17 protein-coding genes are annotated in these 19,627 nt (G+C 58.4%); 3 read left to right on the plus strand and 14 right to left on the minus strand.

Annotation, left to right across the window (positions count from 1 at the left end):
* The first annotated feature begins 11 nt into the window (after window positions 1-11).
* Together cmoA and cmoB are read left to right on the plus strand one after the other, a co-directional pair.
* Window positions 12-755, plus strand: coding sequence for a carboxy-S-adenosyl-L-methionine synthase CmoA (cmoA, locus tag OTG14_RS10065; protein WP_048992239.1), 744 nt, complete (start codon window positions 12-14; stop codon window positions 753-755).
* Window positions 752-1,723 (plus strand): tRNA 5-methoxyuridine(34)/uridine 5-oxyacetic acid(34) synthase CmoB, encoded by a 972-nt coding sequence (cmoB, locus tag OTG14_RS10070; RefSeq protein WP_267215017.1) that lies wholly within the window; start codon window positions 752-754, stop codon window positions 1,721-1,723. Before cmoA ends, cmoB begins: the two co-directional genes overlap by 4 nt.
* 262 nt (window positions 1,724-1,985) lie before the next feature.
* On the opposite strand, the gene cutC is transcribed toward cmoB, so the two are convergent.
* Window positions 1,986-2,729, minus strand: coding sequence for a copper homeostasis protein CutC (gene cutC, locus OTG14_RS10075; protein ID WP_061714865.1), 744 nt, complete (start codon window positions 2,727-2,729; stop codon window positions 1,986-1,988).
* A 78-nt stretch (window positions 2,730-2,807) separates the two neighbouring features.
* Complete coding sequence (locus OTG14_RS10080; RefSeq protein ID WP_032647800.1) at window positions 2,808-3,368, minus strand: VOC family protein; 561 nt, start codon at window positions 3,366-3,368, stop codon at window positions 2,808-2,810.
* Window positions 3,369-3,607: 239 nt separating this feature from the next.
* Between OTG14_RS10080 and argS the strand changes: the two genes are divergently transcribed.
* On the plus strand, window positions 3,608-5,341 hold the full coding sequence (gene argS, locus OTG14_RS10085) for an arginine--tRNA ligase (protein ID WP_024909682.1): 1,734 nt from the start codon (window positions 3,608-3,610) through the stop codon (window positions 5,339-5,341).
* A gap of 56 nt (window positions 5,342-5,397) precedes the next feature.
* Here argS and flhE read toward each other — a convergent pair whose 3' ends face one another.
* The 12 genes from flhE to OTG14_RS10145 all read right to left on the minus strand — a co-directional run bounded on the left by flhE (window position 5,398) and on the right by OTG14_RS10145 (window position 19,627).
* Window positions 5,398-5,790 carry a flagellar protein FlhE gene (flhE, locus tag OTG14_RS10090; RefSeq protein ID WP_032647804.1) on the minus strand — a complete coding sequence of 131 codons (393 nt, stop codon included), beginning with the start codon at window positions 5,788-5,790 and terminating at the stop codon, window positions 5,398-5,400.
* Complete coding sequence (gene flhA / locus OTG14_RS10095; protein ID WP_267215018.1) at window positions 5,790-7,868, minus strand: flagellar biosynthesis protein FlhA; 2,079 nt, start codon at window positions 7,866-7,868, stop codon at window positions 5,790-5,792. Before flhA ends, flhE begins: the two co-directional genes overlap by 1 nt.
* Entirely contained in the window at window positions 7,861-9,009 is a 1,149-nt protein-coding gene (gene flhB, locus OTG14_RS10100; RefSeq protein ID WP_024909679.1) for a flagellar biosynthesis protein FlhB, read from the minus strand. The genes flhA and flhB overlap by 8 nt, the downstream gene beginning before the upstream one ends.
* 148 nt (window positions 9,010-9,157) lie before the next feature.
* Window positions 9,158-9,802: a protein phosphatase CheZ gene (gene cheZ, locus OTG14_RS10105; protein WP_023312251.1), complete on the minus strand. Its 645-nt coding sequence runs from the start codon at window positions 9,800-9,802 to the stop codon at window positions 9,158-9,160.
* A 10-nt stretch (window positions 9,803-9,812) separates the two neighbouring features.
* On the minus strand, window positions 9,813-10,202 hold the full coding sequence (cheY, locus tag OTG14_RS10110) for a chemotaxis response regulator CheY (protein WP_008500431.1): 390 nt from the start codon (window positions 10,200-10,202) through the stop codon (window positions 9,813-9,815).
* Window positions 10,203-10,219: 17 nt separating this feature from the next.
* Window positions 10,220-11,269, minus strand: coding sequence for a protein-glutamate methylesterase/protein-glutamine glutaminase (locus OTG14_RS10115; RefSeq protein ID WP_008500430.1), 1,050 nt, complete (start codon window positions 11,267-11,269; stop codon window positions 10,220-10,222).
* Entirely contained in the window at window positions 11,266-12,132 is an 867-nt protein-coding gene (gene cheR / locus OTG14_RS10120; protein ID WP_023312253.1) for a protein-glutamate O-methyltransferase CheR, read from the minus strand. Before cheR ends, OTG14_RS10115 begins: the two co-directional genes overlap by 4 nt.
* 19 nt (window positions 12,133-12,151) lie before the next feature.
* Complete coding sequence (tap, locus tag OTG14_RS10125) at window positions 12,152-13,753, minus strand: methyl-accepting chemotaxis protein IV (protein WP_024909678.1); 1,602 nt, start codon at window positions 13,751-13,753, stop codon at window positions 12,152-12,154.
* Window positions 13,754-13,797: 44 nt separating this feature from the next.
* Window positions 13,798-15,465 (minus strand): methyl-accepting chemotaxis protein II, encoded by a 1,668-nt coding sequence (tar, locus tag OTG14_RS10130; RefSeq protein ID WP_267215019.1) that lies wholly within the window; start codon window positions 15,463-15,465, stop codon window positions 13,798-13,800.
* Between the two features lie 84 nt (window positions 15,466-15,549).
* The gene (locus tag OTG14_RS10135; RefSeq protein WP_032647810.1) at window positions 15,550-16,512 is read right to left on the minus strand and encodes a Csu type fimbrial protein; all 963 of its coding nucleotides are present in this window, start codon (window positions 16,510-16,512) and stop codon (window positions 15,550-15,552) included.
* On the minus strand, window positions 16,509-18,893 hold the full coding sequence (locus OTG14_RS10140; protein ID WP_090419735.1) for a fimbria/pilus outer membrane usher protein: 2,385 nt from the start codon (window positions 18,891-18,893) through the stop codon (window positions 16,509-16,511). Before OTG14_RS10140 ends, OTG14_RS10135 begins: the two co-directional genes overlap by 4 nt.
* A complete protein-coding gene (locus tag OTG14_RS10145; protein ID WP_267215020.1) occupies window positions 18,869-19,627 on the minus strand; it encodes a fimbrial biogenesis chaperone in 759 nt (252 codons plus the stop codon). The genes OTG14_RS10140 and OTG14_RS10145 overlap by 25 nt, the downstream gene beginning before the upstream one ends.

Genomic DNA, 19,627 nt, shown 5'->3' on the forward strand with positions numbered 1-19,627 from the left:
ATTTTTACGTTATGTCAGATCGCGACACGCTTTTTTCCGCGCCTATCGCCAGCTTGGGCGACTGGACCTTCGATGAACGGGTAGCTGAAGTCTTCCCGGATATGATCCAGCGCTCTGTTCCCGGTTATTCCAATATTATCTCTATGATCGGCATGCTGGCTGAGCGCTTCGTTCAACCCGGCACGCAGGTCTATGACCTGGGCTGCTCGCTCGGCGCGGCAACGCTGTCGGTTCGTCGTAATATTCACCAGGAAGGCTGCCGAATCATTGCCGTCGATAACTCCCCGGCCATGGTTGAGCGCTGCCGTCGCCATATTGACGCGTACAAAGCCCCTGTTCCGGTGGACGTGGTGGAAGGTGATATCCGCGAGATTGAAATCAATAACGCCTCGATGGTGGTGCTGAATTTCACCCTTCAGTTCCTGGTGCCGGAAGACCGCCAGCTGCTGCTGGACAAAATTTATCAGGGGCTGAATCCTGGCGGCGCGCTGGTGCTCTCGGAGAAATTCAGCTTCGAAGATGCCGAGGTTGGCGAGCTGCTGTTCAACATGCACCACGATTTCAAACGGGCGAACGGCTACAGCGAGCTGGAGATCAGCCAGAAGCGCAGCATGCTCGAAAACGTGATGCTGACGGATTCCGTAGAAACCCACAAAGCGCGTCTGAGCAAAGCCGGGTTTGAGCACAGCGAACTGTGGTTCCAGTGCTTTAACTTTGGCTCTCTGGTGGCGCTGAAAGCGGGGAAACCGGCATGATCGAATTCAGTAACTTCTATCAGCTGATTGCCAAAAACCAGCTCTCCCACTGGCTGGAAACCTTGCCCGCGCAGATTGCCGCCTGGCAGCGCGATCCGCAGCACGGCCTGTTAAAGCAGTGGTCAAACGCGGTGGAGTTTCTGCCCGAGCTGACCCCGCATCGTCTGGATCTTCTGCACAGCGTAACCGCCGAAAGCGAAGAGCCGCTTCCGGCCGGGCAGATCAACCGCATCGAAACGCTGATGCGCAATCTGATGCCGTGGCGCAAAGGCCCGTTCTCGCTGTACGGGGTGAACATCAATACCGAATGGCGCTCGGACTGGAAATGGGATCGCGTTCTGCCGCACCTTTCCGACCTGACCGGACGTACCATTCTGGACGTGGGCTGCGGCAGCGGTTACCACATGTGGCGCATGATTGGCGCGGGCGCGCACCTGGCGGTCGGTATTGACCCGATGCAGCTGTTCCTGTGCCAGTTTGAAGCGGTACGTAAGCTGCTGGGTAACGACCAGCGCGCGCACCTGCTGCCGCTGGGCATTGAACAGCTCCCTGCCCTGAAAGCGTTTGATACCGTGTTCTCCATGGGCGTGCTGTATCACCGTCGTTCTCCGCTGGAGCACCTGTGGCAACTGAAGGATCAGTTGGTCAGCGGCGGCGAGCTGGTGCTGGAAACGCTGGTGATCGAAGGGGATGAACATGCTGTTCTGGTGCCGGGCGATCGCTACGCGCAGATGCGCAACGTTTACTTCATCCCTTCCGCGCTGGCGCTGAAGAACTGGCTGGAGAAGTGCGGGTTTGTGGACGTGCGGATTGCCGATGTCAGCGTGACCTCTCTCGAAGAGCAGCGCCGCACCGACTGGATGATTACCGAATCGCTGGAGCAGTTCCTCGACCCGGCCGACCACAGCAAAACCATCGAAGGCTATCCGGCCCCGATGCGTGCGGTTTTGATAGCGACGAAGCCGTAGCCTGTTAGCCGGGTGGCGGCTGCGCCTTACCCGGCCTACGCGTCGCACGTTTTCTCCAAAATAGTTCAAGCTGCAGCAAGGCGGCAACGCAGCGAATCCCCGGGAGCTTACATCAGTAAGTGACCGGGGTGAGCGAGGCGGCCAACGCGGCTGCGGCTTGAAATATGAAGGAGAAAAAAAGGCCCCTGTTGAAATTGCAGGGGCCTGGTACAAGCAAGCATCATATTGGGCGACATGATGCGCGGTAAAAATCGGTACGTTGCTACACGTGATGGCGCTCAATCAGCGACTTCATTTCCGCAACCGACTCTCCCTCTACGCCGTAGCGTGAATACTCATCTGCTTCAGCATCCGTCGACATTGACAACCCTGTATTGCGATAACGCATGGGCGAAGGTATCCATTTACCCGCGGAGCTGTGCAGCTCTTCTACCCCAGCGTTTAAAAACCGTTCCAGATTGCTGGCGCGGACTCCCGCACCCGCCATTATTATTGGAACACCGGAATGTGCTTTTAGTTCCGTAATTAATTGCAGTCCTTTTTCAGCTGACGCCTGTTGACCCGATGTCAGAATGCGCGCCACGCCAAGTTCTCCAAGCGTTTCAAAGGCCTGAAGCGGATCTTTACACATATCAAATGCACGATGAAAAGTGACGGCCAGCCCCTGTGCGGCGCTCATCACCTGACGCATGCGCGGGAGATCGATATTGCCGTCTTCATCCAGCAGACCGGTGACCAGCCCGGGGAACCCCAGGTCGCGCACGAGGGCGATGTCTTCAAGCATGGCACTGAACTCGCCCGCCGTGTAACAAAAATCACCGCCGCGCGGGCGAATAATCGGGTGAACGGGAATGGTGAGTGCCTGACGGGCAGACTTTAACACGCCGAAGGACGGCGTCAGCCCGCCCTCTTTGGGTGCCGCGCACAGTTCAATACGGTCAGCCCCGTGTTTTTGTGCGGTCACAGCACACTCCACGCTGTAACAACAAATCTCCAGCAGCGCCATTTAATCCTCCTGAAATCCCACTAAACGAATCATCATGCCACGCCGTCCATTTTCAGTCGCGGCGTGAACTCACATCTCTTACGCTTCGCTGGCAACGATCTGCTCAATGGTCCACGGATGAAATTTCACCGTGACCTGTCCGTCCGTGACGGCCAGCGTCGGGTTAGGTAACCGCTCGCGCTCGCCTTTGGGAGAACTCGTCTTCACAAAAATTCCCGGCTTGCTTAATCCGTCGTCAGAAAGCAGGGCCAGCGCGCGCGCGTTCAACGTCTCCGGTTCACCCGGCAGGACAATTTCGATATGCTCCCAGCCTTCGTGCGGATAGCGCTTCTCGCCCGGCCACGGCAGCTCAACCACGGTGAAGTGCCAGTGGGCCACGTTCACCGGTTCATGCAGTTTAAACAGGCAAATGGGGCGACCATTGATGATGTTCTCGGAGAGCAACACGCCGCACTGTTCGAAACCGCGACGCCAGCGCTCTGCGGTGGCATTCTGATGACAGCGCAAAGAGATGTGATCGGCCTCAAGCGGTGCGATATCCAGACCCAGACGGGTGGCAAGTTCTGTGAACGCCTGGGTGAAGCGCGGTAAATCTGCGGAAATATCATGCAGTTCGTCAATGGATTGCCAGTTCGCCATAATTCACTCTCTTTTCGTGTCGCAAAGCCGCTAATTTACTCTGTTGCCCTGTTTTGACCAACCGCATAATCCGGCTTTTTATGACTGCATGTTTATGCACACCTTCACTGCCTGGATTCTGAGCAATCTTCAGGCCCCGCGATGCTGACGACAGAAGGCATTTGCAGTATACTCCCGCCCTAAATTCTTTAACTGGCGCGGGCGGTTGTAAGCCCGCATCAAAAACGTAAGGTATCCAGGTGAATATTCAGGCTCTTCTCTCCGAAAAAGTCAGTCAGGCACTGATTGCCGCAGGTGCACCTGCGGATTGCGAACCGCAGGTTCGTCAGTCAGCAAAAGTACAGTTTGGCGACTATCAGGCTAATGGCGTGATGGCAGTGGCTAAAAAACTGGGCATGCCGCCGCGACAGCTCGCTGAGCAGGTACTGACGCATCTGGATCTTTCCGGCATTGCCAGCAAAACCGAAATTGCCGGCCCGGGCTTTATCAATATCTTCCTGGAACCTGCGTTCCTGGCCCGCCACGTTGATGCGGCGCTGAAATCCGATCGTCTGGGTGTGTCCCAGCCGGAAGCGCAGACCGTCGTGATCGACTATTCTGCGCCGAACGTGGCGAAAGAGATGCACGTTGGCCACCTGCGCTCCACCATCATCGGTGATGCCGCAGTGCGCACGCTCGAGTTCCTCGGTCACAAGGTGATCCGCGCGAACCACGTGGGCGACTGGGGTACCCAGTTCGGCATGCTGATTGCTTACCTGGAAAAACAGCAGCAGGAAAACGCGGGTGAAATGGCGCTGGCGGACCTGGAAGGGTTCTATCGCGAAGCCAAAAAACACTACGACGAAGACGAAGCCTTTGCCGAGCGCGCGCGCAGCTACGTGGTAAAACTGCAGGGCGGCGATCAATACTTCCTCGAGATGTGGCGCAAGCTGGTTGACATCACCATGTCTCAGAACCAGCTTACCTATAACCGCCTGAACGTCACCCTGACCCGTGACGACGTGATGGGTGAAAGCCTGTATAACCCAATGCTGCCCGGCATTGTGGCGGACCTGAAAGCGAAAAATCTGGCGGTTGAGAGCGAAGGCGCAACGGTTGTGTTCCTTGATGAGTATAAAAACAAGGAAGGTGAACCGATGGGCGTGATCATCCAGAAAAAGGATGGCGGCTATCTCTACACCACTACCGACATCGCCTGCGCAAAATACCGTTACGAAACGCTGCATGCCGACCGCGTGCTGTACTACATCGACTCCCGTCAGCACCAGCACCTGATGCAGGCGTGGACCATCGTGCGTAAAGCCGGTTACGTGCCGGATTGCGTTCCGCTGGAACACCACATGTTCGGCATGATGCTGGGTAAAGACGGCAAGCCGTTCAAAACCCGTGCGGGCGGTACCGTGAAGCTTTCTGACCTGCTGGACGAAGCGCTGGAACGCGCCCGCCGTCTGGTGGCCGAGAAGAATCCGGACATGCCTGCTGACGAACTGGAAAAACTGGCCAACGCCGTGGGTATCGGTGCGGTGAAATATGCGGATCTCTCTAAGAACCGTACCACCGACTATATCTTCGACTGGGATAACATGCTGGCGTTTGAAGGCAACACGGCGCCATACATGCAGTACGCTTACACCCGCGTGCTGTCGGTATTCCGTAAAGCTAATATCGACGAAAGCGTGCTGGCAAATGCTGCCGTGACCATCACGGAGGATCGTGAAGCGCAGCTGGCGGCACGTCTGCTGCAGTTCGAAGAGACGCTGACGGTGGTCGCGCGTGACGGCACGCCGCACGTGATGTGTGCTTACCTGTACGATCTGGCGGGTCTGTTCTCCGGCTTCTACGAGCACTGCCCTATTCTGTCTGCGGAAAACGAATCGGTCCGCAACAGCCGCCTGAAGCTGGCGCAGCTCACGGCGAAGACCCTGAAGCTGGGTCTGGATACCCTGGGTATCGAAACCGTAGAACGTATGTAATACAAAAAACCCGGCAAGCGCCGGGTTTTATTTTTTGCAGTCCTGCTCAGCAACCGTCAACGGTAGTTCACGATGACAGAATTACTCTGCACCTTCAGCGCCGGGATCAAACGTCCCCCGCCCGGCACTTCCCAGATGAAACGCAAAGGCTCAATGGCCGGTACGCCGTTGAACGCCTGCGTCGTACCATTTTCGCCGTCGATTTCCGTGCAGCGCGTCTGAGAACAAAGACGCACCCGCAGTCCGGCTGGCGTAGGGCCAATCAGCCGGTAGTTCCAGACCACAAGGCCCATCTGACCGGAAACGCCTTCAGAAGGCGAAAGCGGATTAGAGGACATGGCGACGCCCCGGTTGCTGAGGGTCACCCCCATGCTGCTTGCCTGCCAGGTCCCCTCCCCGCCAGCCTGTGCCATCAGCGGGAAGAGCAAAATCCAAAGCCATTTACGCATTATTTTCCTCCAATCGTCGCGGTCATGCGGATATGACGGTTGTCCGACAGCTCCAGATTCGAGAGTACGACCAGCTGATTCAGGCTGCGACGCAGGAAGCGCGACAGCAGCGGACGCAGCGCATGGTTCACCAGCAGCACCGGCGGCGCGCCCAGCATCTCCTGACGCGCCAGCGCCTCCTGGGTTTGCGCCAGCAGACGGTCCGCCAGGCCCGGCTCCAGGCCACCCCCGCCCTGCAGGGCCTGAAGCAGCAGGCGTTCAAGCGGCGTATCGAGGCCAATAACCTGCACTTCTCCGGTTCCCGGGAACCACTGCTGGGTGATCGCACGCCCCAGCGCCACGCGCACCACCGCCGTCAGCTCGTGCGGATCGCTCTGGATTGGCGCATGCTCTGCCAGCGTTTCCAGAATGGTGCGCATATCGCGGATCGGTACCTTTTCTTCGAGCAAGTTTTGCAGCACCTTGTGCAGCGTCGTCAGCGTCACCACGCCCGGAACCAGATCTTCCGTCAGCTTCGGCATCTCCTGCGTGACGCGGTCCAGCAGCTGCTGCGCTTCCTGACGGCCAAACAGTTCCGCTGAGAATTGTCCAATCAGGTGATTAAGATGGGTCGCCACCACGGTACTGGCTTCAACAACCGTATACCCCTGGATCTGCGCCTGCTCTTTCAGGGCACTTTCAATCCAGATAGCGGCCAGACCAAAGGCCGGGTCGATGGTTTGCTCGCCCGGCAGCGTGCCTGCGGCGGTGCCGGGGTTAATCGCCAGCCAGCGGCCTGGATAGGCATCACCGCTGCCAATTTCAACGCCTTTCATCAGAATGCGATAGCGCGCGGGCGGCAGGTCCATATTGTCGCGGATGTGTACCACCGGCGGCAGGAAGCCCATATCCTGCGCGAATTTTTTACGGATGCTGCGGATACGGCCAAGCAGCTCGCCGTCCTGCTGGAAATCGACCATCGGGATCAGGCGATAGCCCACTTCCATTCCCAGGGAATCTTCCAGCTGAACGTCGTTCCAGGTCGCTTCGACGGCCTGGGTATTCTCCGGCATTTTGACCGGAACAGGTTCCGCAGCCGGTTTGGTTTCACGGCCGCGCATCCACCAGGCTAGCCCCAGCAGACCTGCCGTAAACAGCAGGAAGACGAGGTTTGGCATCCCCGGCACCAGACCGAGCAACCCGAGAACCGCCGCGGCAAGCAGCATGACGCGCGGGTTACTGAACAGCTGGCCCACCATCTGCTCGCCAACGTCCTGATCGGTGCTCACGCGGGTCACGATGACACCCGCCGCCGTGGAAATCACCAGCGCCGGGATCTGCGCGACCAGACCGTCACCAATGGTCAGCAGCGTATAGCTTTCCGCCGCGTGGCCCATGTCCATCCCGTGCTGCAGTACCCCTACCAGCAGGCCGCCGACCACGTTAATCACCATGATCAGAATGCCTGCGATGGCGTCACCGCGCACAAACTTACTCGCACCGTCCATGGAGCCGTAGAAGTCCGCTTCCTGCGTCACTTCCGCACGGCGTTTTTTGGCTTCATCTTCGGCGATAAGACCGGCATTCAGGTCGGCGTCGATCGCCATCTGCTTACCCGGCATCCCGTCCAGCACAAAACGCGCGCCCACTTCCGCGATACGCCCTGCACCTTTGGTGATAACCATAAAGTTGATGATAACGAGGATAACGAACACCACGATACCGATAGCGAAATTACCGCCCACCAGGAAGTGGCCGAACGCTTCCACCACTTTACCCGCCGCTGCCGCCCCGGTGTGACCTTCCATCAGGATGATACGCGTGGACGCCACGTTCAGCGCCAGTCGCAGCAGGGTGGTAAACAGCAGAATGGTCGGGAACGCGGCGAATTCCAGGGTACGCTGGGTGAACATCGCCACCAGCAGCACCATAATGGACAGCGCAATATTGAAAGTGAAAAGCAGGTCGAGGATGAACGCCGGGAGCGGCAGTACCATCATCGACAGAATTAGCAGGATCAGAATCGGCCCGGCCAGGATCTGCCATTGGGTCGATTTCAGGTTGCCGGGCAGGCGCAACATTGCCACCAGATTAGCCATCAGTGTCCTTCTCGTTCATAAAATCCAGCGCGGCAGGCACCGGAAGGTTCTCAGGTTTCACAGGCCGTTGACCGCCGGCCAGACGCCAGCGCTTCAACTGCCATACCCAGGCCAGCACTTCCGCCACGGCGGCGTAGAGCTGTCCCGGGATCTGTTGTCCAATATCCGCATGGCGGTACAGGGCACGCGCCAGCGGAGGGGCTTCCAGGATCGGCACGCGGTGTTCGGTGCCAATTTCCCGGATACGCAGAGCGATCAGCCCCGCCCCTTTCGCCACCACTTTCGGCGCGCTCATTTTGTTTTCGTCATAGCGCAGCGCAACAGAATAGTGCGTCGGGTTAGTAACAATGACGTCGGCCTTCGGCACATCTTCCATCATGCGGCGACGGGCGGCGGCACGCTGCATCTGGCGGATACGCCCTTTCACGTGCGGGTCACCTTCCATCTGCTTATATTCGTCACGAATATCCTGCCGCGACATGCGCAGTTTTTTGAAGTGGGTATAAAGCTGGAAGATCACGTCAAAACCCACCATCGGGATAATGCTGAGCACCACCAGAAGCGCGCAGAGCCCGACCAGATTCAGCGCGTTGCTCATCGCGGTGAGCGGTGATTCGCTGATAAGTCGCATCATTTCCGGCCAGTGGTACCAGAGGTAAAACCCCGCGGAGCTGCCCATCAGCACCGATTTGAGAACGGCTTTGAGCAGCTCAGCCCCGGTCTGCGCAGAGAACATTTTCGCAATGCCCGGCAGCGGGTTCAGTTTGGAAAATTTCGGCTGCAGCGATTTGGCGCTAAAAACCAGACCGCCGAGCATCACTGGCGAGACCAGCGCGACCAGCACAACCCCGGTAATCAGGGGCAGCAGCGCAACCATGGCCCCTTTAATAAGCTGAATTATCTGGCTGAGGATCAGATTCGGATCGTTGACCATGCTGTGGTCAAAACGTAAGCCGGTGGACAACATTCCCGCCAGTTTGCGGGCGAGCGACTCCCCGCCCCACCAGATAATGCACACCCCTACGATAAGGATCAGCAGGGAGGTCAATTCTCGGGATCGGGGGATCTGCCCTTCCTCACGCGCCTTTTCTAGTCGGTGGGGTGTGGGGGCTTCCGTTTTGTCGTCGTTCTCTTCTGCCACAGTGCATGCTCAGCCCATTACGTCACGGGTATCATGCCAGCGCAGCGGAAATCCAATGGCGGGAAAAGCCCGATTATTCGGGCTCTTTTCGATGATTTTGTCGCAAACCGCCTCAGGTGGCGTTAACCTCCTGAGGCGGAACGGACTATCAGAAACCGAGGCTGTCCAGCAGGTCGTCGACCTGATCCTGGCTTGCCACAACGCCCGCTTTGCTGGCGTCGAGCTGAGGACCATTGAGCAGGCTTTCATTCTCGCGTTTTGGACGGGCTGCCGGCTCCGGAATGTTCTCCAGCAGAACCATCAGCAGCTGACGTTCAATCTCCTGGATAACATCCATCATGCGCTTGATCACCTGACCGGTCAGGTCCTGGAAATCCTGCGCCATCATGATGTCCAGCAGCTGGGCGTTGGTGAAGCTGGTGTGACCCGGCACATCACCCAGGTACTGACGGGTATCCGTCACCAGCTCACGGGCATCCGCCAGCTCGATAGGGTTCTCAAACCACTCGTCCCAGCGTTTGCTCAGCGCTTTCGCCCCCTTTTCCATCGCATCCTGGTGCGGCTGTGACGCTTCAACGCTGTTCAGCGCACGTTCCGCGGCCTGAGCGGTCATCTGCACAACATAGTCCAGACGATCGCGGGCATCAGGAATGGCTTCCGCGGCTTCGGCAATCGCCTGATCCAGACCCAGCTCGCGCAGGCTGTCACGCAGCATGCGCGTCAGGCTCCCGATGCGGACGATGATATCGCTCGGCGAGTGTTCTTCAACGGGTTTCATAGCAGGTTGCAACATTTCCATCACCTCACATGCCGAGTTTCTCGAAGATCTTACCGAGCTTCTCTTCCAGGGTTGCCGCGGTGAATGGCTTCACCACATAGCCGCTTGCGCCCGCCTGTGCAGCGGCAATGATGTTCTCTTTTTTCGCTTCTGCAGTGACCATCAGAACCGGCATAGACGCCATTCCCGCATCGGCACGAATGGTTTTCAGCAGTTCCAGACCGTCCATGTTAGGCATGTTCCAGTCGGAGATAACAAAACCAAACCCGCCAGCCTGCAGCTTGTTCAGCGCATCAACGCCGTCTTCTGCTTCTTCAACGTTGTTGAAGCCCAGCTCTTTCAGCAGGTTGCGCACGATGCGACGCATGGTGGAAAAGTCATCCACAACCAAAAACTTAAGCTCTTTATCCGCCATAAAATAATACTCCTGAGTCAAATACGTATTGCCTGTCCGGCACTGATTTTCGCCAGCATCTGCTGGCTTACCTGGCTAAGATCGACCACTTCGCTCACGCCACCCATATTGATGGCCTCGCGCGGCATGCCGAACACCACACAACTTGCTTCATTCTGCGCAATCGTCCAGGCGCCAGCCTGGTGCATTGCAAGCATTCCGGCGGCACCATCGTTGCCCATCCCCGTCAGGATCACCCCAACGGCGTTGCGCCCCGCATGTTTCGCCACCGAATGAAACAGCACATCCACCGACGGACGGTGCCGGTTGACCGGCGGTCCGTCATGAATTTTGATTTGATAGTTAGCGCCGCTGCGCGCCAGCTCCATATGCTTGTCGCCCGGGGCGATGTAGGCATGTCCCGGGAGCACGCGCTCGCCGTCTTCCGCCTCTTTCACGCTGATCTGGCATAGCTTGTTCAGGCGTTCGGCGAACGAACGGGTAAAGCCTGGCGGCATATGCTGAGTGATCAGAATACCCGGACTTGAAAGCGGCAATGGCTGGAGTACATGACGAATTGCCTCTGTTCCTCCGGTTGACGCGCCAATCACCAGCAGTTTTTCCGAGCTGAGTAAGGGACCGGCCTTCAGGGTCGCAGGCGCGGCCATCGGCGTGTGGGCGGCAAGCTTGGCACGAGACGCGGTGCGGATCTTCTCGGCGATCATTTCGCTGTAGGCCAGCATCCCTTCGCGAATGCCGAGCTGCGGTTTGGTGACAAAATCCACCGCCCCCAGCTCCAGCGCACGCAGGGTGATTTCCGAGCCTTTTCCGGTCAGGGAAGAGACCATCACCACCGGCATGGGCCGAAGCCGCATTAATTTTTCAAGGAAATCGATGCCATCCATGCGCGGCATCTCGACATCCAGCGTTAGCACGTCGGGGTTATATTTTTTAATTAAATCCCGCGCTACCAGCGGATCGGGCGCGGTTGCCACCATCTCCATGTCGCTGTGGCTATTGATAATTTCAGTCATGATCTGACGCATCAGCGCTGAATCATCGACAGACAACACCCTGATTTTACTCATGCTTTTTCCTTACTCAGCGCATATACCGTTTGCCCACGCAGGCTAAACTCACGCGCGAGGTTGCTGAAGTTTTCCGAGTGCCCTGCAAACAGTAAACCGTCAGGCTTGAGCAACGGAACAAACCGACGCAGAATGTCCTGTTGCGTCGTTTTATCAAAATAGATCATGACGTTACGGCAAAAGATAGCGTCGAACGGCCCCGGCACGTTGTACTGCTTATCCAGCAGGTTTACGGGCGCGAATTCAACGCAGTTCGCCAGCTCCTGGCGTACGCGTACCAGGCCTTCATGCGGGCCCGTACCGCGCATGAAATAACGCTGCAGCTGCTGCGGTGACAGCGTTTTCAGTTCATCCTGGCGATAAACGCCGTTACGCGCCTTCTCCAGTACCTCGGTATCGATATCGCTGGCGTAGACTTTCCAGCGTCCGGGCGTCATGCCCAGGGTGTCAGCCAGGGTGATCGCCAGCGAATACGGCTCTTCACCCGTCGAGGCGGCCGCACTCCATACGCGATACTCCCCGGTGCGACGGCGTGCGTGCTCGGCCAGGACCGGGAAGTGGTGGGCTTCACGGAAAAACGCCGTCAGGTTGGTGGTTAACGAGTTAATAAAAGCCTGCCACTCTGCGCTGTTCTGGTTCGCCTCAAGCATGCTCAGATAGCGGCCAAAATCATCCAGCCCCAGCGTGCGCAAGCGCCGCACCAGACGGTTGTAGACCATGTCGCGCTTATGATCCGCAAGCACGATCCCCGCACGCTGGTAGATTAACTGACATATCCGACGAAAATGCGCGTCGGACAGCGCGAGGCGCTGTGTCATCTGCAACAATAATGACGTTTGCCCAGGGGGCATTGGTGATGTCATAGCGCCTTCTTAATTACATTCAGGATACAACTGGCACGGCCTGCGACCGCCCGACTTCTGTTACTGCTTCAACGTGCTCTTTCACATTAAACACCGCGACCAGTCCGGTCAGACGATCTGCCTGGCTGGCCAGCTGATCGGTTGCCGCTGCCGCTTCCTCAACTAACGAGGCGTTCTGTTGCGTCACCTGGTCCATCTGGCTGACGGCCTGTGCAACCTGTTCAATGCCACGGCGCTGTTCGTCCGACGCCGAGGCAATTTCGCCCATGATGTCGTTCACCCGCGTAACGGAGGTGACGATCTCGTGCATGGTTTTCGCCGCCGTATCCACAAGCGTTGAGCCCTGCTGAACGCGCGAGACCGACTCTTCGATCAGCACCTTAATCTCTTTCGCCGCGTTGGCGCTGCGGCTCGCCAGGTTACGCACTTCCCCTGCCACCACCGCAAATCCTCGCCCCTGCTCCCCGGCGCGCGCCGCTTCAACGGCGGCATTCAGCGCCAGAATGTTGGTCTGGAACGCGATACCGTCAATCACGCTGATGATGTCACCAATTTTCTGCGAACTGGTGGCAATCTCCTGCATGGTGCTGGCGACATGGGACGCCTGGTCTCCGCCTTTCTTTGCCGTCATCGCCGCCTGTTTTGACAGGTCAGACGCCTGACGCGCGTTATCGGCGTTCTGGCTTACCGTCGCGGTCAGCTGCTCCATGCTGGCCGCCGTCTGCGCCAGCGAAGCCGCCTGCTGCTCGGTGCGGGACGAGAGATCGTTATTGCCCGCCGCAATCTCTGAGATCCCGGTGTGCATGGCATAACTGCCCTGCCGCACGTCGCTCACCGTTTCCCGCAGCGATCCCTGCATCGCCTTCAGGCTGGCAAAGATCGCCGAAATTTCGTTCCTGCCGAACACCGCTACCGGACGCGCCAGATCGCCTTTCGCGATACTGTCGAAGTGGCTGCTGATAATCGCCAGCGGCTGGACAATCATTCTGCGCGACCAGAGCAGTGCGGCGCCGGTCAGCAGGCCTGCCAGAATCACCACCACGGCAAAGATGACGCCCGACATGTGATAGCTTTGACGGCTCTGTTCACCGGCACGCTGAACAGACTGGTTAATATCCTGCTGCCACGCGTTAAAGCTGCCGTCAAACGCCGCCTGCGAGGCCTGAACCGGCGCGGTCATAAAGTCCGACAGCTGGTTGTTCTCAAGCCACGTCGCCTGATGGTCCAGATCGCTGTACCACTGTTCAAAGTTCGTCTTCATGGCGGCCTTCAGCGCTTTCTCTTTCTCGCTGTCGGCGGCCTGCGCCGTAAAAGCTTTAAACTGTGCGTCAGCCTGTTTCAGGCTGTCGCGCGCGGTCGCCATCAGCGCTTTAATGTCATCCGGCGGATAACTCAGCGCGGTTAAGGTTCCTGCCTTGTTCAGCGCAGTGCTTGCCTGCAACAGCACGGCACGCGTTTGTGCCAGTGCGGAGCGCTGCTGATTACTCGTCTCAACTTCCTGCAAATTCTGATAGCCATCGCGAAACGCCCAAAAAGACAACCCGTTACTGCCAACCTGCAACACACCGCAAAGGATCAGAATCAAAAACAGTGTGGTCGAGATACGAATACGATTTAACATCCACGCTCCCATCAAGCGGCAAGCAGCCGCGGTTTAATTGTCAGTCAAAATGTTTCCCAGTTTTCATCTTGTCCGGTCGTCGCGGTGCGCGTACGGTTTGCAGCCGATTCAGCGGCTGGCGCGCGATACGTCGCCTGCGAGGTGACCGTGTTTCCAGCGAGTGAAGCGAGACGAAACGCCGAGACGGCCATCTTCAGACGGCTCGCCTGGTCTTCCAGCGCAGCGGCCGCCGCAGCGGACTCCTGCACCAGCGCGGCGTTTTGTTGTGTCACGCGATCCATTTCCGATACCGCCAGGGCAACCTGGTCGATACCACGACTCTGCTCATCAGACGCAGAGGCGATTTCACCCATGATGTCCGTCACGCGGGTGACGGCATTCACGATGTCATTCATGGTCTCCCCGGCACTTTCCACCAGCACGGAGCCGGTATCCACGCGGGAGACGGAATCTTCAATCAGCGACTTGATCTCTTTTGCCGCGTTGGCGCTGCGGCTGGCCAGATTGCGCACTTCCCCGGCCACCACGGCAAACCCGCGTCCCTGTTCGCCCGCACGCGCCGCTTCCACGGCGGCGTTAAGCGCCAGAATGTTGGTCTGGAAGGCAATGCCGTCAATGACGCTGATGATGTCGGCGATTTTCTTCGAGCTGTCGGCGATTTCGTGCATGGTTTTCACCACGCCATCCACCACGCGACCGCCGCGCTGCGCCGTCTCGGAGGCGCTTTCTGCCAGCTGAGACGCCTGACGGGCGTTATCGGCGTTCTGCTTCACGGTCGCGGTAAGCTGCTCCATGCTGGCGGCCGTCTCTTCCAGGGCGGAAGCCTGCTGCTCGGTACGAGATGAGAGATCGTTATTCCCCATCGCAATTTCGCTGGTGCCGGTATAAATAGCTTCCGACCCGTTGCGCACGTTGGCGACGGTGTCGATTAACGAACGCTGCATGTGGTCAACGCTGTTTGCCAGCTCGGTGATCTCATTACGCCCGGAAACGGTCAGCGTTTTGGTCAGATCGCCGCCGGCAATTTCACGAATGTGGGCAATGACGCGGCCAAGAGGGTTCAGCAGGATATGGCGAATACCGTACCAGACCGCGACCAGCACAATGACCAGCGCCAGCGCCATCACGGCCATCTGCCATTTTGCAAAACGATAGTCATTCTGGCTTGCGGTAAAGGCCGAGTGATAGAGATCGCCACTGACCTTCGCGTATTCCCCCAGCGCGGCGCCGAGGGCGTTTTGCATCCCCTGCGTAGGCTGTGCGAAATAGGCGTCCATATTGCCGCTCTCCAGGAACTGAATCAGTTCCGTCAGACCGGCATGGTAGGCGCTGTATTTTTCATCGATATTCTGGCTCACCTGCTCCATCGCAGGCTGCGGGGTGATCTTTTTGAAGGCGTCGTAGTGTTTAGCGGCGTCAGCAAGGGTGGCACGGGCATTTTTCAACAGATCGGTTTTCGCGCTGCTCTGCTGATTGTTGGGATCCATCATCATGCGCGCGGACGAGCGGCTCAGGTTGATACGCGTTTGCAGCATCAGATCCCACGTTGACGTGAGTTCACTTTGCTGCAGACGGAGATCGTTCGAGGCCGCGAAGCTGTCCTGGTTCTGTTTTAATGACGAGAAAAAAAGCCCGCCGGAGATAAGCTGAAGAAGTGCGAAAATGACCAGCACCATCATAAGCATTGTGACAACGCGGATACGGTTCAACATACAACACCTTCTCATAGATTTATTAACGGTGTTATCGGCACTACCCACAGGAACTTTACATTTGAGAAAGGGAAAAGCGCGGGGCTAAAACGCCACGTCAACAATCAGCGTATCGGTGTAGGTTCCGGCGGGTGGCGTGGTCTGATTGGTCAGGACTTTCGCGGTGTAATTGTAGGTGCGCAGCAAGCCGTCGGTGCTGACCTGTGACGATACCGCGCTGGACCAGCGCTCGCTGCCGCTGCCGCCCCAGCGGTTACTGGTGGCTTCTTTATAGATGTCATAGCTCATGGCGTTGCTGCCGCTCACCATGCGCCGCACGTTGTTCAGCGCGTTAGCCCCGTTGTTAATGCCGATGGTATACGTACTTCCTTTGGTACAGGTGACGGCAATCGCCTGCGAAACGGTAGGGAAACTTTGTACCAGCGGTGCGCTGTTGAAGTTCACGTCCGGCGTGGTCATGGCGCTGCAATCGTTGGTAACAGTCATGTTCAGTAGAATGGTGGTCGTCGCGGTGCCCGCCTGATTGATTGTGCAAATGCCGAGCGCGCCCACGGAGCACACGCTGTAGTTAACGCTGAAGGTTAACTGCACCTGATATGGCCCGGCAGTGACGTTTTGTCCGGCGACGGTGCGAAAATAGAGCGGAATGTTGTACTGCTTTGACCCCAGCAGCCCCAGCAAGGTATTTCCACTCCAGGTATACGATTTACTTATCTGTACCTCGCTGCTGCTCGCGCAGCCCGAGAGTCCGCACAGCCGGGTGGGGATCACGTCCGTGATAGTCGCATCATCTGTCCGTTTCATGGTGGCCCGGCTGCTGCCCGAAACCGATGCCGCGGTGTAGGTCAGCGTCACCGAGTCGTTGGTCAGCAGATTCAGTATGGCATCACAGGACACCACCAGCGTGCCGGTGGTTTCCACCTCGCCTGTTCCGCTGAGCGCGAAGGAGGTGACGCTGCCAAATGAGGCATTGACCGTACTGACGGTACACGCCGCCCAGCCGCCGCCGGAGAACAGCAGCAGAATCAACAGCAGCAGGCGCGTCATGGCGCCTCCCGACAAATCAGCGGCCCGTAGGTTTTCAGCTTGTGTTCCGGATTGGCCCCCACGGTCAGGGTAGCCGTGCAGCGTTTTCCGTCAGGCGCTATCACCTCCAGCGGGTTCACATCACTAAGATTTTCCAGCCAGGCGATGCCGTCATACCCCACCACCGCATTGCTGCGCGAGACCCGTCGGACCTGGCTTCCCACCGGCAGCGCCTGCCCGTGCGTATCATGCAGAATAACGCTTGCCACCCGCTCCTGCTCCATTGGGAAATCAACCAGATAGCCGCTGTGACGGCGGATCGCGATCCGTCGCTCGGTCTCTTTCAGACGGGTATCCGCCGGCAGATTCAGGGTATCGATCCGGTAGCTTGCGGGGTAATACGCCGACACCCCGCTCACCAGCAGGTAGCCGTTGTTATTGGTTTTACCGACGGGCTGGTTCTCGTAGCTGACGGGCACATCCGGATGACCGTCGGTACTGATGACCACAAACGCATCGTTGATTTTATTCGCTGCAAACAGTTCGCCGTCCATCAGGACAATTGCGCCCATCGCCTCGCCCCACCATGTCATGGTATCCCTTTCGCCATAACCGCCGCCCTGCAGCTCTATGTTGTTATTGCGCCAGCCCAGCGTCCCCTGTTGATAATCACTGGATCTTGACTGGTTGGCCCAGGCCATGTTCCAGCTAAACCCACCGTCAGAAGGCATGGAATGGTTATAGTTGATGCGCTGGGTACTGCCTGCATCCGGGGTATTTTCAACGGTGACGGCAGCGCTGTCGCGTGCACCCAGTGGCACCTGCAGCGACAGCGCGACCGTCCAGTCTCCCCGCTGCTGATCCCGGCTGCCGGCCAGGTAAATACTGCTCGCCCCCCACAGATTGCGGCTCCAGGAGAGATTGAGCAGCTCGGTTTTTTGGCTGTCGAAACTCTCCACGCCGATCCAGGCCGCACCGATGTTGCCGTACTGTCCCAGATTGAAGGTCAGAGAATACTGGTCCGTATTACGGCTGAAGCTGGCGATGGGTTTATCGTTTTCGTCATACACCGTCGGCTGGTCGTAAAGGGCCAGATTGCCAAAGCCGCGACCGCGACGCGTGTGCTGGGTGGCGACGCTAAACGCGCTGGTGCTGTACTGGTAACCCCAGTTGATTTGCCCGCCCGCATCATCGCGCATACGGCTTTGCGAGTAAGAGGTATTCACCACGCCAAACTGGCCGAGTTTTATCACGGTCCCCGCCCCACCCAGCGCCAGCTCCTGCGCCCCTTCCGCGTGGCCTTCCAGCGTTAGCCAGTCTGTTAGACCGTAGCGATACGAGCCGCTGCCCGCCGCGGAACCGTAGTCAAAATTCTTGATGCCGTAGTTACGCCGCAGGCTGCCCAGGGTCACGGCACCGTCGCTGAGCCCTTGCTTAAGCAGGTCGCTGGTGACGTAAAACGGTAGCGTGGTGCTCACCTGGCGCCCCAGCGCATCCGTCGTGACCAGCACCGCATCCCCGGCGCCGTTGATATAGGGCAGATTGGTCAGGGTGAAGGGGCCCGGCTGAAGCTGGGTTGAGCCGGAACGATAGCCATTGATAAAGAGATCGACCGAGGTGGGTACCGCGGCCTCCCCTGCGAACTCGGGCAGCGGCCATGTCACCAGATCGGGGCGCAAGGAGAAATCCCGCCCGACGCTTATCCCCCCCATCCGCACGCTGGAGCTCCAGCTCAGGGCATCGCTAATCACATCCCCGACGCTCCAGCTCATCGCGTCATCTTCGTTAGTGAACAGCAGGGTCGTGTCATAGCGAACATACCCTTCCTGCTGGCCGTCGTTACCGCTGAAATTTTCGCGCGCGTAGCCGGTGGAGGAAAAGGAGCCGTTCTCGTTGAAGTAGCGGAACTCATGCCAGAGCGACGCCTGACCGCCGATATGTTCCGTGCGGTTGGTGTAGAAATCGTAATTCAGCAGCGCCCCGCGCCCGTAGTGCGGTTTGGCCTGTGTCGTTTGCGCGCTGAACGGCGTCACCCGGGCCGTCACCCAGTCGCGGGGAACGGTCAGCAGCAGGCGCTGCGCGGCGCTGTCGTACTCCACCCGAACCAGGGCAAGCGAGGAGAGATTCACCTCTCCGGTGGGAACATGCGCCGGGGGCAGCCCCGCGCGCAGCAAATCGGCGCTGGAGATAAAGAAAGCGCCTTTACGTTGCGTCACGGGCACGACCAGACCGGTATCGTAGTGGTTGACCACGAGGGCAAGCTGGAAAACCGCTTCATCATGTATCGCCTGTGCCTGGGGCGGCGGCGGTAAACTGTCGTCACCGGGCTCGGCCCAGGTTGCGGAACTGACGCAGAGCAATATCATCATCGCCGGCTTCAGTTGACGGGCGTCGACTGCCATTGTGCGTCCCTGGCATTAATCTGCGCGCTCATCCGCTCTGGCTGACGAACGCCAGCGGGTACCGGCCAGCTGCGGGTGCTGCCCGGAAGGACGTAACCCAGTAATCCCTCCGCAACCGTGCGTTTCTGCCCTCCCTGCTCCAGCGCCACCTGGCTTAGCCTGACATGGACATCCCCGCGATTTCGAACCTCCAGCGCAGGCTGTCCACCCGCCTGCGTCACCCGCCAGCTCAGGTTTCGGGTCTCCACCAGCGCATGGTGCGCGCCCTCTTTTATCGTCGGCATCCCCTGTCCATACACAAACAGAGGAATGGAGTATCGCATCTGCAATTTGAGGCCAATGGAGGGTTCGGCTTTGGCATCAGGCTGGGGGATTTCATCGACAATAATACGGTAGGCCTGTTCGACGCCTGCGGGGACTGAAGTCTGTTTGATAAGGCGAATAAGCTGCTTGCTGCCCGTGCCAATCGTGACGATCGGCGGGCTGGCGACCACGTCCTGCTGCGCGGTATAACGCTCGTGTCCGTCCTCCTGCTTCCAGCGCACGATGCGGACCTGCATCGTCGTGGCGCTGTTTCCCTGGTTCTGGATCCACAGTTCCGTGGCATTGGCGTCCGCAGCAAGCCACGGATCGATCGGCCAGAGCAGAATGGTGGCTGCCGCCTGCGCCTGACCGATTGCCGCAGCCATTCCCAACGCGCCCGCCAGACAAACAGGTCTGAAAATTGGCTTCAT

The sequence above is a fragment of the Enterobacter pseudoroggenkampii genome, assembly GCF_026420145.1.
Taxonomy (GTDB): Bacteria; Pseudomonadota; Gammaproteobacteria; order Enterobacterales; family Enterobacteriaceae; genus Enterobacter; species Enterobacter pseudoroggenkampii.